The sequence below is a fragment of the Kocuria sp. CPCC 205231 genome (assembly GCF_040980965.1).
Lineage (GTDB): Bacteria > Actinomycetota > Actinomycetes > Actinomycetales > Micrococcaceae > Kocuria > Kocuria rosea.
The window spans coordinates 15,112-28,965 of sequence record NZ_JAVKPP010000009.1 but is presented as its reverse complement, the minus strand read 5'-3'; the positions used below and the strand labels follow the sequence as shown (position 1 = coordinate 28,965).

Here is a 13,854-nt window from a genome sequence, read left to right as displayed (position 1 = left end):
ACCTCCCTGAGTCGCTCGCCGTCGTGCGCTCTAGAAATGTTCGGGAATTCGCACTGCGCACGACGTGAGCGGAGCCCTCCGGCTCTGTGTCGGATGATGCGCGAGTTCCCTCCCACGATACCAGCACGACCGGTGTTTACTGACAGGCTGTCCCGCACGGGCGCACGGGTTCCGCCGCGCGCGCACGTCGTTTTCCGCGGGCTCCCGGGCGACGTCGTATGGTGTTCTCCGTGACCTCCCCACTCGCGCACTTCCACCCCTTCATCCCTGCCGGAGGGGTGGGCTCCCGGCTGTGGCCCCTCTCCCGGGCCGACGCCCCCAAGTTCCTGCTCGACCTCACCGGCTCCGGCTCCTCCCTGCTCCGCGCCACGTACGACCGGCTCGCGGGCCTGGGCGACGGCCCGGTCATGGTCGTGACCGGGCGCACGCACGCGGCCGCGGTCTGCCGCCAGCTCCCGGAGCTCTCCACCGGCGACCTCGTGCTCGAGCCGTCCCCGAAGGACTCGGCGGCGGCCATCGGCCTGGCCTGCATGCTCGTCCAGCGCCGCGACCCCGAGGCGATCATCGGGTCCTTCGCGGCCGACCACGTGATCGAGCCCGCCGGCGCCTTCCAGGACGTGGTCCGGGAGGCCGTGGCCGCGGCGGCCTCGGGGCGGATCGTGACGATCGGGATCCCGCCGAGCTCCCCGGCCACCGGCTTCGGCTACATCCGGGCCGGCGCCCAGCTCGGGCTGCCGGACGCGCCCCACGCCCTGCAGGTCGAGGAGTTCGTCGAGAAGCCCGACGAGGACACCGCCCGGCACTACGTGGCGAGCGGCAACTACACGTGGAACGCCGGGATGTTCGTGGCGCCCGCGTCCCTGATGCTGCGCCACCTCGCCGCGAGCCAGCCGGAGCTGCACGCGGGGCTCACCGAGATCGCCGACGCCTGGGGCACGCCCGCCCAGGACGAGGTGGTGGACCGGGTGTGGCCCGGGCTGCCCAAGATCGCGATCGACTACGCCGTGGCCGAGCCCGCGGCGGCCGCCGGGGACGTGGCCATGGTCCCGGCGAGCTTCACCTGGGACGACGTCGGGGACTTCGCCGCGATCCGGCGGCTCAACCACGTCGACCCCGAGACCGACCCCGACGTCACGGTCCTCGGCGACAACAGCCGGGTGCTCTCCGACAGCTCCAGCGGCATCGTCGTCTCGGACACGGGCCGGCTGATCGCGCTGATCGGGGTCGAGGACATCGTCGTCGTCGACACCCACGACGCGCTGCTGGTGACCACCCGGGAGCACGCCCAGCGCGTCAAGGACGCGGTGGCCTCCCTCAAGCAGAGCGGCAACACGGACGTCCTGTGAGCGTCGGGGGCGGCGCGCGCCCGGGAGTAGTCTGGACAGATGCCTGACGCGCCATCCTCCGCCGCGGCCCTGGAGGCCGGCCTCCCGCCCGCCATCGGCCCCCTGCTCAAGCGCTACCTGCCCGACCTGATCGCCTTCCGGCGGGACCTGCACCGCCACCCGGAGCTGTCCTACCAGGAGTTCCGCACCACGGACCGGATCGTGGGCGCCCTGGAGAACATGGGCCTGTCCCCGGTGCGGCTCTCGGACACCGGGTGCTACGTGGACATCGGGCACGGCCCGATCGGCGTGGGCCTGCGGGCGGACATCGACGCGCTGCCGATCCAGGAGGGCACGGGCCTCGAGTACTCCTCCGTCAACGACGGCGTGGCGCACTCCTGCGGGCACGACATCCACGCCACGGTGATGGTGGGCGTGGCGAAGGTGCTCGCGGACCTGCACCGGACCGCACACATCGCCGGGACCGTGCGGATCGTCTTCCAGCCCGCCGAGGAGCAGCTGCCCGGCGGCGCCCTCACCGTGCTGCGCCAGGGCGTCCTCGAGGGCGTGCCCCGGATGTTCGCCCTGCACTGCGAGCCCAAGGTCGACGTCGGCCAGGTCGGCACCCGGATCGGCGCGATCACGTCCGCCTCCGACACCGTGCGCATCGAGTTCACCGGCCGCGGCGGGCACACCTCCCGCCCCCACCTCACGCAGGACCTCGTCTACGCGATGGCCCAGATCGCCGTCAACGTCCCGGCCGTGCTCTCCCGGCGGATCGACGTGCGCTCCGGCGTGGCCGTGGTGTGGGGCCAGATGCACGCCGGCGTGGCGCCCAACGCCATCCCCGCCACCGGGTTCATGTCCGGGACGATGCGCTGCCTCGACGCCGACGCCTGGCACCGGGCGGGCACGCTGCTCGACGAGGTCGTGCACCAGGTGGCCGCGCCCTACGGGGTGGACGTGGAGCTGGAGCACATCCGCGGCGTCCCTCCCGTGGTCAACGGGGAGGTGGAGACCACCCTCATCGAGAACGCCGCCCGCGCCGAGCTCGGCGAGGACGCGGTGGTGCTGGTGCACCAGTCGATGGGCGGGGAGGACTTCGCGTGGTTCCTCCAGGAGGTGCCCGGGGCGATGATGCGGCTGGGCACGCGCACGCGGGGCGGGCACACCTACGACCTGCACCAGTCGGACTACGTGGCGGACGAGGCCGCGATCGGCTGCGGCATCCAGGTCATGACCAACACGGCCCTGCGCGCCATCCGGCTGCACTCCCGGCAGACACGGCCGGACGTCACCACGAATTAACGCGGGCCTCCGGCGCCCCGCCACTACCCGTGGGTAGAGTGGCACCACGTCGCGCTTGCCGCGTGACCGGGATCACCGCCCGGCCGCGCCCGTCTCCTGGAGGAACCATGACCTTCCCGCCCCGGACGTCCCGAGGAACCCGCCCGCTCTCCGCCGCCGCGCTGCTCGGCGCCTCCGCCCTCGTGCTCGCCGGCTGCGGCGCGGCCCCCGAGGAGGGCGGCGAGGCGCAGGAGCAGGCCACCGACTTCACCGGCTGCATCGTCTCCGACTCCGGCGGGTTCCAGGACCGCTCCTTCAACCAGAACTCCTACGAGGGCCTGCAGGCCGTCGAGGAGTCCATGGGCATCGAGGTCAACCAGGCCGAGTCCCAGGCCGAGACCGACTTCGAGCCCAACCTGACGTCCATGGTGCAGTCCGGGTGCGACCTCACGCTGTCCGTGGGCTTCCTCCTCGCCGACGCCACCCGGGCCGTGGCCGAGGCCAACCCCGAGTCCAACTTCGCGATCGTCGACGACGCCTCGATCGAGCTCGACAACGTCAAGCCGCTCGTCTACAACACGGCCGAGGCCGCGTTCCTCGCCGGCTACGTGGCGGCGGGCAGCACCCAGAGCGGGACCGTGGCGACCTACGGCGGCATGGACATCCCCACCGTGACGGTGTTCATGGACGGCTTCGCCGACGGCATCGACCACTACAACGAGACCAAGGGCGAGGACGTCCGGCTCCTGGGCTGGGACAAGGACTCCCAGGACGGCACCTTCGTCAACAGCTTCACCGACACCTCCGCGGCGAAGACCACCACGCAGAACTTCATCAACGAGGGCGCGGACATCGTGCTGCCCGTGGCCGGGCAGGCCGCCCTCGGCACCCTCGACGCCGTGGTCGAGGCCAACGGCGGGGGCGGCGACGAGGTCCGCTTCGTGTGGGTCGACGCCGACGGCTACGAGACCCTCGACCAGGGCCAGGAGTACCAGCTCACCTCGGTGCTCAAGCAGATGAGCACCTCCGTGCAGGACGTCGTCGAGTCGGCCGCCGAGGGCGAGTTCAGCAACGAGCCCTACGTCGGCACCCTCGAGAACGACGGCGTGGGCATCGCCCCGTTCCACGACCAGGAGGAGGCCGTGGGCGAGGAGCTCGCCGCCGAGGTCGAGCAGCTGCGCCAGGACATCATCGACGGCACGGTCACCGTCGAGTCCGAGAACTCGCCGCAGGCCTGATCCCGGACGACACCGACCACCGCACCCACCGCCGCCAGCGAGGGCCCCGGCCGCAGCTGGCGGCGGTGGCGTGCCCGCCCCGGGCCGGCGGACGGCCCAGGAGGAGGACCACCCCACCATGAAGCTGGAACTGCAGTCCATCACCAAGCGGTTCGGCTCCTTCGCGGCCAACGAGGACGTCGACCTCGTCGTGGAGCCCGGGCAGATCCACTGCCTCCTCGGCGAGAACGGGGCGGGCAAGTCCACCCTGATGAACGTCCTCTACGGCCTGTACCGGCCGAGCGGGGGGCGCATCCTGGTGGACGGCGCCGAGGTGTCCTTCCGGGGCCCCGGGGACGCCATGGCCGCCGGGATCGGCATGGTGCACCAGCACTTCATGCTGGTGCCGGTGTTCACCGTCGCGGAGAACGTGGCCCTCGGCGCGGAGAGCACCCGCGGCGGCACCCTCGACCTCGAGACCACCCGCCGCCGGATCCGGGAGATCTCCCAGCGCTACGGCTTCCACGTGGACCCGGACGCCGTGGTCGAGGACCTGCCCGTGGGCGTGCAGCAGCGGGTCGAGATCATCAAGGCCCTCGTGCGGGAGGCGCAGGTGCTCATCCTGGACGAGCCCACCGCGGTGCTCACGCCCCGGGAGACCGACGAGCTGCTCGAGATCATGCGCCAGCTGCGCGGGTCCGGGAAGTCGATCCTGTTCATCTCCCACAAGCTGCGGGAGGTCAAGGCGATCTCCGACGTCATCACGGTGATCCGCCGGGGCCGGGTGGTGGGCCAGACGTCCCCGGAGGCCTCGACCTCCGAGCTCGCGGCCCTCATGGTGGGCCGGGACGTGTCCCTGACCGTCGCCAAGGGCGAGGCCGAGCCGGGGGAGCGGGCCCTGGAGGTCTCCGGGCTCACCGTGGTCGCGGACAACGGCGTGAAGCTGCTCGACGACGTCGGGTTCGACGTGGCCCGCGGGGAGATCCTCGCGGTGGCCGGCGTGCAGGGCAACGGCCAGACGGAGCTGGCCGAGGCGATCCTCGGCCTGCGGGAGCGGGCCACCGGCTCGATCCGGCTGGGCGGCACGGAGCTGCTCGGGAAGTCCGTGCGCCAGGTCCTCGACGCCGGCGTGGGCTTCGTCCCGGAGGACCGCTCCACGGACGGGCTCGTGGGCCCGTTCACCGTCGCCGAGAACCTCGTGCTGGACCTCTACGGCGACGACCGCTTCTCCCGCGGCCCGTCCCTGCGGCTGGGCGAGGTCCAGGCCAACGCCCGCCGCGCCGTCGAGCAGTTCGACGTCCGCACCCCCTCCGTGGACGCCCCCGTGCAGACCCTCTCCGGCGGCAACCAGCAGAAGGTCGTCATCGCCCGGGAGCTCTCCCGGCCCCTCGAGCTCTTCCTCGCCTCCCAGCCCACCCGCGGGGTGGACGTGGGGTCCATCGAGTTCATCCACGAGCAGATCGTCGCCGAGCGGGACAAGGGCGTGGCCGTGCTCATCGTCTCGACCGAGCTCGACGAGGTGTACGCGCTCGCGGACCGGATCGCCGTGTTCTTCCACGGCCGGATCATGGGGATCGTGGGCCCCGACACCCCGCGCGACGTCCTGGGCCAGATGATGGCAGGGGCCACCGCCGAGGAGCTCGGCGCGGCCGGCGTCCGGCCCGACGGCGCGCGGCGGACCGGGGCGCAGCCGGCCGTCCCCCCGCAGACCGGCGCCCCACCGACCGATGCCCCGCAGGCCGGCGCCCCGCAGGCCACGGCGCAGCACCCGAAGGAGCAGGCATGAGTGCCACCGGAGCGGCCCCCGCGGCCGCCGACCAGCAGAAGGCGCCGCCGCCCACAGCCGTCGCCCCCGGGAGCTCCCGGCGGGACTGGACCGGCTCCGCGGTGCAGTCCGTGCTCGCGATCGTCGCCGCCCTGCTCCTGGGCGGGCTCCTCATCGCCCTGACCGACGACCGGGTGGCCGACGCCGCGAGCTACCTCTTCGCCCGCCCCGGGGACACGGTCGCGGCCATGTGGGCCGCCGCGTCCTCCGCCTACGAGGCGATGTTCTACGGCGCCGTCTACAACCCGAACGGCAGCACGTTCGCGCAGCGGGTCTACCCGCTCGCGGAGACCCTCACCGTGGCCACGCCGCTGATCCTGGCGGGGCTCGGGGTGGCCGTGGCCTTCCAGGCCGGGCTGTTCAACATCGGCGCCCAGGGGCAGCTGCTGATCGGCGCGGCGCTGGCCGCCTGGGTCGGCTTTTCCTGGCAGCTGCCGGTGGGCGTGCACCTGCTCGCCGTGATCCTCGCCGGGGCCCTCGGCGGCGCGCTGTGGGGGGCGGTCGTGGGCGTGCTCAAGGCCCGCACCGGCGCCCACGAGGTGATCCTGACGATCATGCTCAACTACATCGCGCTCAACCTCGTCGCCTGGCTGCTCACCCGCCCGGCGTTCCTGCGCCCGGGCTCCTCGAACCCCGTCAGCCCCCAGGTCGCGGACACCGCGATGTTCCCCAAGCTGCTGGGCGAGCAGTTCCGGCTGCACTGGGGGTTCGTGCTCGCGGTCCTCGCCACGGTGTTCGTCGCCTGGCTGCTCAAGCGCTCCACGATCGGCTTCGAGCTGCGGGCCGTGGGCGCCAACCCGCGCGCGGCCCGGACCGCCGGCATCTCGGTCACGCGCGGCTTCGTCGTCGTCATGGTCCTCGCGGGCGCCCTCGCGGGACTCGCGGGCGTGGCCCAGATCTCCGGCACCGAGCGCGCGCTGACCGCGGGCGTCGCCGCGTCCTTCGGCTTCGACGCGATCACGGTGGCCCTGCTGGGCCGGTCGAAGCCGTGGGGCACGTTCTTCGCGGGCCTGCTCTACGGCGGGTTCCGCGCCGGCGGCGTCACCATGCAGTCGATGACCGGCACGAACATCGACATCGTCCTGGTCGTGCAGTCCCTGATCGTCCTGTTCATCGCCCTGCCGCCGCTGGTGCGGACCGGGCAGGACCGGGTCCGCTCCCGCCGCGGCGGGAGCGCCACCACCACGGCCGCCACCGCGACCGCCACCGCGACCGCCACCGAGGGAGGCCGGGCATGAGCTCGCAGCATCCGGAACCGCGCCCCGAGCAGGCGCCCTGGGACTCCGGCGGCCCGGCCGGCGGTCCGTCCGGCGGCACCGCCGCGACGACCCTGCCCCCGCCGGCCGAGGCGGAGCTGTCCACGACCGCGGCCAACGAGGTCGTGGGCGTCACCAGCTGGCGCACCCCGGTGGTCCTCGGCCTCCTGAGCCTCGTGGCCCTGCTGCTGTTCGGGCTCAACGCCCCGGACAACACGGTGAGCTTCCGCGTCTCGGAGGCCGGCGACCTCTTCCGCGTGCCGGACCTCGTGGTGCACGGCGTGCTGTGGGGCTGGGTCACCGTGGCCGTGCTCGCCGGGCTGACGGTCCTCGCGGTCCTGCGCGCCCGGGCCGGGGCGCACCTGCCCCGGTGGGCGGTGCTCGTGTTCGGCTTCTTCTTCGTCAGCGGCTTCCTCGTGTGGGTCGTGGGCAGCGCGCGCAGCCCGGACGTGTCCCTGTCCGGGCTGCTGGCCGGGTCCGTGGCCCTGGCCATCCCGCTGATCTTCGGCTCCCTGGGCGGCCTGCTGTGCGAGCGCTCCGGCGTGATCAACATCGCGATCGAGGGCCAGCTGCTGTTCGGCGCGTTCTCCGCGGCCGTGGCCGGCTCCCTCTCCGGCAGCGCCTGGGTGGGGCTGCTCGCCGCCGTGCTGGGGGCCGGGCTCGTCTCGCTCGTCCTGGCGGTCTTCTCGATCACCTACCGGGTCAACCAGGTGATCGTGGGCGTGGTGCTCAACGTGCTCGTGTCCGGGCTGACCGGCTTCCTCTTCGCCACGGTGCTGGAGTCGGACCCGGGCGTGTTCAACTCCCCGCCGCGGCTGCCGCGCTTCGCCGTGCCCGTGCTCTCGGAGATCCCCCTGATCGGGCCGATCGTCTTCGACCAGTCCGTGATCGGCTACCTGATGTACGCCGCGGTGGCGCTCGTGTGGTTCGCGCTCTACCGGACGCGCTGGGGGCTGCGCACCCGGTCCGTGGGGGAGCACCCCAAGGCCGCGGACACCCTGGGCGTGAAGGTCAACGCCCTGCGCTTCCGCAACGTGCTGCTCGGCGGGATGGTCGCCGGTCTCGGCGGCGCCTTCTACACGCTGGTCTCCGTCTCCGCGTTCACCCGGGACATGACCTCCGGCGCCGGCTACATCGCGCTGGCCGCCCTGATCTTCGGCCGCTGGAACCCGGTCGGGGCACTGCTCGCGTCCCTGCTGTTCGGCTTCGCGTCCAACCTGCAGTCGATCCTGTCCTTCCTGGGCACGCCCGTGCCCAGCCAGTTCCTGGCCATGCTCCCGTACGTCGTCACGATCCTGGCCGTGGCCGGGCTCGTGGGGGTCTCCCGCGGTCCCGCGGCCATCGGCAAGCCCTACACCAAGGAGTGAGCGCCCCGTGAACGAGCCCCTGCGCCCCGGCGGCGAGGCGACCGACGACGGGCCCCGGATCGACTGGGACCGACTGCGGGAGGCGGCCGTGGCCGCCCGCGAGCACGCCTACGTCCCGTACTCGCGCTTCCCCGTGGGCGCGGCAGCCCTCACCGAGGACGGGCGGGTGGTCTCCGGGTGCAACGTGGAGAACGCCTCCTACGGCCTGACCCTGTGCGCCGAGTGCGCCCTGGTGTCCGCGCTGCACATGTCCGGCGGCGGGCGGCTCGTCGCGTTCGTGTGCGTGGACGGGAACGGCGACGTCCTCATGCCCTGCGGACGGTGCCGGCAGCTGCTGCACGAGCACCGCGCGCCCGGCCTGCGGCTGCTCACCGTCTCCGGGGTGCGCACCATGGCCGAGGTGCTGCCCGACGCCTTCGGCCCCGAGAACCTCTAGTCCCCGAAAGGACCCCACATGACCGAGCAGTTCGACGCCGTGGACGTCATCCGGACCAAGCGCGACGGCGGTGCCCTCTCGCCCGGGCAGATCGCGTGGGTCCTGGACGCCTACACCCGCGGTGTCGTGGCCGAGGAGCAGATGAGCGCCCTGGCCATGGCGATCTTCCTGCGGGGCATGGACCGGGACGAGATCGCGGCCTGGACGCGGGCGATGATCGCCTCGGGCGAGCGGATGGACTTCTCCGCGCTCGTGCGCTCCGGGGCGCGCTCGGCCACCGCGGACAAGCACTCGACCGGCGGGGTGGGGGACAAGATCACGCTGCCGCTGGCCCCGCTCGTGGCCGTGTACGGCGTGGCCGTCCCGCAGCTGTCCGGGCGCGGCCTCGGCCACACCGGCGGCACCCTGGACAAGCTCGAGTCCATCCCCGGCTGGCGGGCGGCCCTGTCCAACGAGGAGATGCTGGCCCAGCTGCGGGACGTGGGCGCGGTGATCTGCGCCGCGGGCTCCGGCCTGGCGCCCGCGGACAAGAAGCTCTACGCGCTGCGGGACGTCACCGGGACGGTCGAGTCGATCCCGCTCATCGCGTCCTCCATCATGTCCAAGAAGATCGCCGAGGGCACCCAGTCCCTCGTGCTCGACGTCAAGGTGGGCTCCGGGGCGTTCATGAAGGACCTGGCCTCCGCCCGCGAGCTGGCCCGCACGATGGTCGACCTCGGCACCGGCGCCGGGGTCACGACCACCGCCCTGCTCACCGACATGTCCACGCCCCTCGGCCTGGCGGTCGGCAACGCCGTGGAGGTCCAGGAGTCCGTCGAGGTGCTCGCCGGCGGCGGCCCGGCCGACGTCGTGGAGCTCACCGTGGCGCTCGCCGCGGAGATGCTCGCCGCGTCCGGGGTCCCGGACGCCGACCCGGCGGAGGCGCTGCGGGACGGCCGGGCCATGGACGTGTGGCGGGCCATGGTGGCCGCCCAGGGCGGCGACCCCGACGCCCCGCTGCCGCGGGCCCGGGAGTCCGAAACCGTGGTGGCCGAGGCCGACGGCGTGCTCGCCGAGCTCGACGCCCACCGGGTGGGGGTGGCCTCCTGGCGCCTCGGGGCGGGCCGCGCCCGGCGCGAGGACCCCGTCCAGGCCGGCGCCGGCGTGCTGCTGCACGCCAAGCCCGGGGACGCCGTCCGGGCCGGGCAGCCGCTGCTGACCCTGCTCACCGACACCCCCGAGCGCTTCGCACGGGCCCGGGAGGCCCTCGAGGGCGCCGCCGTGATCGCCCCGGAGGCGCCGGCGTCCCGGCCGGACCGCGCCGTGGTCCTGGAGACCGTGCGGTGATCGCCGGCCGCTGAAGCGCCGGGGCCGGATGCCGGGCCCGCCTATACTGCGGAGAGAACCAGCGCGAAACGAGAACCGAGGGCGTGCGCACACGCTCGGAAGGGTGGGTCCAGTTGGGTCTGCGAGGCATTTTCCGGAAGAACACCGAGGACAGCACACCGCGCCACGAGACCGGACGGCCCGAGCAGCCAGCCGGTCCGACCGCCGGCCCCGACACCGGGACCCGGGAAACGGGCCGGGACGGCGACCGGGGCACCGGTTCCCGGGGTCCGGACGGGCACGGTCACGAGGAGCACGGCCCGGAGGAAGTCCGGCCGCTGCCGGACCGCGGACCGCTGCCCTTCCTCGTGGACCGGCTGACGTCCCGGGGGGCCGACCGCGCCGTGCTCACGCTCGTCCAGCGCGGCAACACCATGACCCACCAGACCCAGCAGTCCGTGGGGGACGCCGACCCGTCCGTGGAGTCCGGCACCGTGGACCAGGACTCACCGCTCTTCGACCCCGTGGCCGACCTCTACAGCGAGGCCATGTCCTCGCCCCGCGGCGCCTGGCAGAACGCCCGCATCGAGGTGGGCCCGGAGCAGGACGGGGTCCGCCCCGTGGTGACGACCTACGGCTTCGCCGACGGCAGCGAGGACGTCCGCACCTGGCAGTCGGGGCGGCCCACGCCGGGCGCCGCTGCCGCGGGCACGCGGTCCACTGCGGAGACGAGCTCCGCCGAGGACCGGCCCGCCGGTGAGCGCCCCACCGGGGAGCGGCCCGACGACGAGCGCCACGCGGCCGGGACCGGCGCCGCGTCCGAGCCGACGGGCCCGGCCGCGGAGCACTCGGCCGGGGGAGTCCCCGCCGCCGCGGCGGCCGCCGCTGCCGGTGGGGCCGGGTCCTCCGCGGCCGGCGCCGCCCGTGGCTCCGTCTCCGAGCCGACCGGCGTCCCGGTCTCCGCGCGGAGCGCTGAGCCGGCCGCCGAGCCGATCACCGAGCCGACCACCGGGGCGGAGCCCGTTCCCGGGGCCGCTCCCGCCACGGAGGCCCCCGCGGCCGACCGGGAGCAGGACGAGCACCGCACCGCCGACCGGGAGGCCACCGCCCACGACGTCCCCGACCACGGCGCCGCCCAGCACGAGGTCCCCGACCACGTCGACCACGAGGAGTGGCACGAGGACGTCGAGCCGGCCGCGCCCACCGGGGCGGCGGCCGCGACGGCCGCCGCGGCCGCCGCCGGCACCGCCGCCGGGGACGACCACGACTCCTCCGCCCCGGAGACCGCGGTCTCCACCGACGTCTCCCCGTCCTACCGGGCCCCGGCGGGGGTCCAGGACCGGCCCTCCCAGGACAAGCTGGCCGAGGGCAACCTCGTGCTCAAGGAGGTCGACGTCCTGCGCCGGCTCGCGGACGCCCAGCGGCGCCTGTTCGGCGAGGACGGCACGGCGATGGACGTCTCCACCGTGCTCGTGCGGGTGCGGGCCCTGGGCACCTACTACGACGCCCTGACCCACGTGCGGAAGAACGGCTTCTGGGACCAGCGCCGCACTTTCGACCTCGTCCCCGAGGAGCTGCTGCACGTGCAGGAGTTGAAGGACGAGTCCTACGTGGAGGGCAACGGGGCCCCGCTGGCGATGATGTTCCGCTTCCGCCCGGGCATCCCCCCGGAGGTGTCCTTCGACTACGCGGACGAGGAGGCCTTCGTGCGCTACGAGGACCGGCTGCCCGCGCAGAACTACCTCGAGGAGCTGCGCATGTACCCCCGCACCGGGGCGCACATCCCGCAGCACATGAACGAGGCTCTGCAGGACTGGAACTACTGAGACCGACCGAGACAGGGGCCGTCCCGACCGTGATGCTGACCTCCGCCGAACGGCACCCGGGCCGCGTGCCGGACCGGGTCCTGCGCGACCTGCCCAAGGTGTGCCTGCACGACCACCTCGACGGCGCCCTGCGCCCGGCCACGGTGGTCGAGCTGGCCGCCGCCGCCGGGCACCGGCTGCCGGCCGAAGACCCGGAGGCGCTGGGCCGGTGGGTGCGGGAGAGCGCCGACTCCGGCTCGTTGCTGCGCTACCTGGCGACCTTCGAGCACACGGTCGCCGTGATGCAGACCCCCGAGGCGCTCGTGCGCTGCGCCCGGGAGTACGTCGAGGACCTGGTGGCGGACGGGGTGGTCCACGCCGAGGTGCGCTGGGCCCCGGAGCAGCACACCGCCGGCGGCCTGTCGATGGCGGAGGCCGTCGAGGCCGTCCGGCTCGGGCTCTCGGAGGGAGTGCTGGCCGCGGAGGACGCGGGCCACATCGTGTCCGTCACCCAGATCCTCTGCGCCATGCGCCACGCCGAGCGCTCCCTCGAGGTCGCCCGCCTCGTGGTGGACAACCGGGACCGCGGCGTGGTGGCCTTCGACCTCGCGGGACCCGAGGACGGCTACCCGCCCGCCCGCCACCGGGCCGCCCTCGAGCTGCTCGCGGACGAGCTGGTGCCCGTCACCCTCCACGCCGGGGAGGCCGCCGGCATCGAGTCGATCCGGGACGCGCTGGCCACGGGCCGCGCCCTGCGCCTGGGCCACGGGGTGCGCATCGCGGAGGACATCGACATCGACTACCTGGAGGACGTCGCCGTCGTCGACCTCGGGCGCACGGCCGAGTGGGTCCGGGACCGGGGCATCGCCCTCGAGGTGTGCCCCACGTCCAATCTCCAGACCGGGGCCGTGGCGGCGTTCGGCGGCGGTCCCGAGCGGCACCCGGTGGACATGCTCTACCGGACCGGCTTCACGGTGACCATCTCCCCGGACAACCGGCTGATGAGCGGGACCACGGTCACGGACGAGCTGGCCCTGCTCGTGAAGCACTTCGGCTACGGGCTCGAGGACCTGGAGCGGCTGCAGCGCAACGCCGCGGCCGCCGCCTTCCTCCCGCTCGAGGACCGCACCGCCCTGGACGGGATGATCACCGACGGCTTCGAGGGGATGCACGCATGAGCCAGGGGCACGGCACCGACGACGTCGCGGCGGGGCTCGGCGTCCCGGAGCGGACCGGGCAGCGCTTCGCGGAGCTCGTGGCGGTCATGGACCGGCTGCGTTCCCCGGGCGGGTGCGCGTGGGACGGGCAGCAGACCCACGAGTCCCTCGTGCGCTACCTCGTGGAGGAGGCCTACGAGGTCGTCGAGGCCGTGGAGGCCGAGGGCGGGCCGGCGGCCCACGCCGGGCTGCTCGTCGAGGAGCTCGGGGACGTCCTGCTGCAGGTGGTCTTCCACTCCCGGGTCGCCCAGGAGCGCCCGCGCGCCGAGGGCGGCTTCGACGTGGCCGACGTGCTCGAGGCCATCACCGCCAAGCTGGTCCGCCGCCACCCCCACGTCTTCGGCGCCGGCGCCACCGGGGACGTCGCGGGGGAGCAGACCCTCGAGCAGCTGCACTCCCGCTGGGAGGACCTCAAGCGGGCCGAGAAGCCCGAGCGGACCGGGCCCTTCGACGGCATCCCGCCGCACCTGCCGGCCCTGGCCCTCGCGGAGAAGACCCTCGCGCGGGCCCGCAAGCACGACCTCGAGCCCGCGGTCCCCGCCGCGGAGGAGCCCGGCGGCCCGCGCACCGAGGAGGAGCTGGGCGAGGCGCTGTTCGCGCTCGTGCGCTCCGCCTCCGCCCGCGGGCTGGACGCCGAGCGGGCCCTGCGCGGGGCCGCCCGCGCGTACGCCGCCGCCCGGAACGGGGACTGATCCCGTCACGGGCCGCCCCCGCGGCCGCCACCGGCGCCGAGTCGCTAGGCTGGAGCCGCCGGGGGCGCCCGGCCCCGCCGGTGCGGACCCTCGGCCGGTGCCCCGCACGGGGGCCCCGACCG

The 13,854-nt window shown here is 74.1% G+C and carries 11 protein-coding genes; all 11 read left to right on the top strand.

Translation table 11 applies throughout. The features are described 5' to 3' along the window. Positions 1-218: 218 nt before the first annotated feature. Positions 219-1,346 (top strand): mannose-1-phosphate guanylyltransferase, encoded by a 1,128-nt coding sequence (locus RF640_RS10945; RefSeq protein ID WP_017832185.1) that lies wholly within the window; start codon positions 219-221, stop codon positions 1,344-1,346. A 39-nt stretch (positions 1,347-1,385) separates the two neighbouring features. Continuing rightward, complete coding sequence (locus tag RF640_RS10940) at positions 1,386-2,633, top strand: amidohydrolase (RefSeq protein WP_017832186.1); 1,248 nt, start codon at positions 1,386-1,388, stop codon at positions 2,631-2,633. A gap of 107 nt (positions 2,634-2,740) precedes the next feature. Continuing rightward, positions 2,741-3,850, top strand: coding sequence for a BMP family protein (locus RF640_RS10935; RefSeq protein WP_017832187.1), 1,110 nt, complete (start codon positions 2,741-2,743; stop codon positions 3,848-3,850). A 118-nt stretch (positions 3,851-3,968) separates the two neighbouring features. Next, entirely contained in the window at positions 3,969-5,615 is a 1,647-nt protein-coding gene (locus tag RF640_RS10930; RefSeq protein WP_095650476.1) for an ABC transporter ATP-binding protein, read from the top strand. Continuing rightward, the gene (locus tag RF640_RS10925) at positions 5,612-6,892 is read left to right on the top strand and encodes an ABC transporter permease (protein WP_017832189.1); all 1,281 of its coding nucleotides are present in this window, start codon (positions 5,612-5,614) and stop codon (positions 6,890-6,892) included. The genes RF640_RS10930 and RF640_RS10925 overlap by 4 nt, the downstream gene beginning before the upstream one ends. Then, positions 6,889-8,277: an ABC transporter permease gene (locus RF640_RS10920; protein WP_017832190.1), complete on the top strand. Its 1,389-nt coding sequence runs from the start codon at positions 6,889-6,891 to the stop codon at positions 8,275-8,277. The genes RF640_RS10925 and RF640_RS10920 overlap by 4 nt, the downstream gene beginning before the upstream one ends. Before the next feature lie 7 nt (positions 8,278-8,284). Next, positions 8,285-8,713, top strand: a complete 429-nt coding sequence (locus RF640_RS10915) for a cytidine deaminase (protein WP_017832191.1) — start codon at positions 8,285-8,287, stop codon at positions 8,711-8,713. 18 nt (positions 8,714-8,731) lie between these two features. Continuing rightward, positions 8,732-10,039, top strand: coding sequence for a thymidine phosphorylase (locus RF640_RS10910; protein WP_017832192.1), 1,308 nt, complete (start codon positions 8,732-8,734; stop codon positions 10,037-10,039). A gap of 83 nt (positions 10,040-10,122) precedes the next feature. Then, positions 10,123-11,844 carry a hypothetical protein gene (locus RF640_RS10905; RefSeq protein ID WP_368827838.1) on the top strand — a complete coding sequence of 574 codons (1,722 nt, stop codon included), beginning with the start codon at positions 10,123-10,125 and terminating at the stop codon, positions 11,842-11,844. 32 nt (positions 11,845-11,876) lie between these two features. Then, positions 11,877-13,001, top strand: a complete 1,125-nt coding sequence (locus RF640_RS10900) for an adenosine deaminase (protein ID WP_251355715.1) — start codon at positions 11,877-11,879, stop codon at positions 12,999-13,001. Continuing rightward, positions 12,998-13,732: a MazG family protein gene (locus tag RF640_RS10895; protein ID WP_017832194.1), complete on the top strand. Its 735-nt coding sequence runs from the start codon at positions 12,998-13,000 to the stop codon at positions 13,730-13,732. The genes RF640_RS10900 and RF640_RS10895 overlap by 4 nt, the downstream gene beginning before the upstream one ends. The last annotated feature ends 122 nt before the right edge of the window (positions 13,733-13,854 follow it).

Bases quoted from the DNA above. Each gene is read 5' to 3' on its own strand.
- RF640_RS10925 (WP_017832189.1), top strand. From the start codon at position 5,612: ATGAGTGCCACCGGAGCGGCCCCCGCGGCCGCCGACCAGCAGAAGGCG.
- RF640_RS10930 (WP_095650476.1), top strand. From the start codon at position 3,969: ATGAAGCTGGAACTGCAGTCCATCACCAAGCGGTTCGGCTCCTTCGCG.
- RF640_RS10945 (WP_017832185.1), top strand. From the start codon at position 219: ATGGTGTTCTCCGTGACCTCCCCACTCGCGCACTTCCACCCCTTCATC.
- RF640_RS10940 (WP_017832186.1), top strand. From the start codon at position 1,386: ATGCCTGACGCGCCATCCTCCGCCGCGGCCCTGGAGGCCGGCCTCCCG.
- RF640_RS10895 (WP_017832194.1), top strand. From the start codon at position 12,998: ATGAGCCAGGGGCACGGCACCGACGACGTCGCGGCGGGGCTCGGCGTC.
- RF640_RS10910 (WP_017832192.1), top strand. From the start codon at position 8,732: ATGACCGAGCAGTTCGACGCCGTGGACGTCATCCGGACCAAGCGCGAC.
- RF640_RS10920 (WP_017832190.1), top strand. From the start codon at position 6,889: ATGAGCTCGCAGCATCCGGAACCGCGCCCCGAGCAGGCGCCCTGGGAC.
- RF640_RS10900 (WP_251355715.1), top strand. From the start codon at position 11,877: ATGCTGACCTCCGCCGAACGGCACCCGGGCCGCGTGCCGGACCGGGTC.
- RF640_RS10935 (WP_017832187.1), top strand. From the start codon at position 2,741: ATGACCTTCCCGCCCCGGACGTCCCGAGGAACCCGCCCGCTCTCCGCC.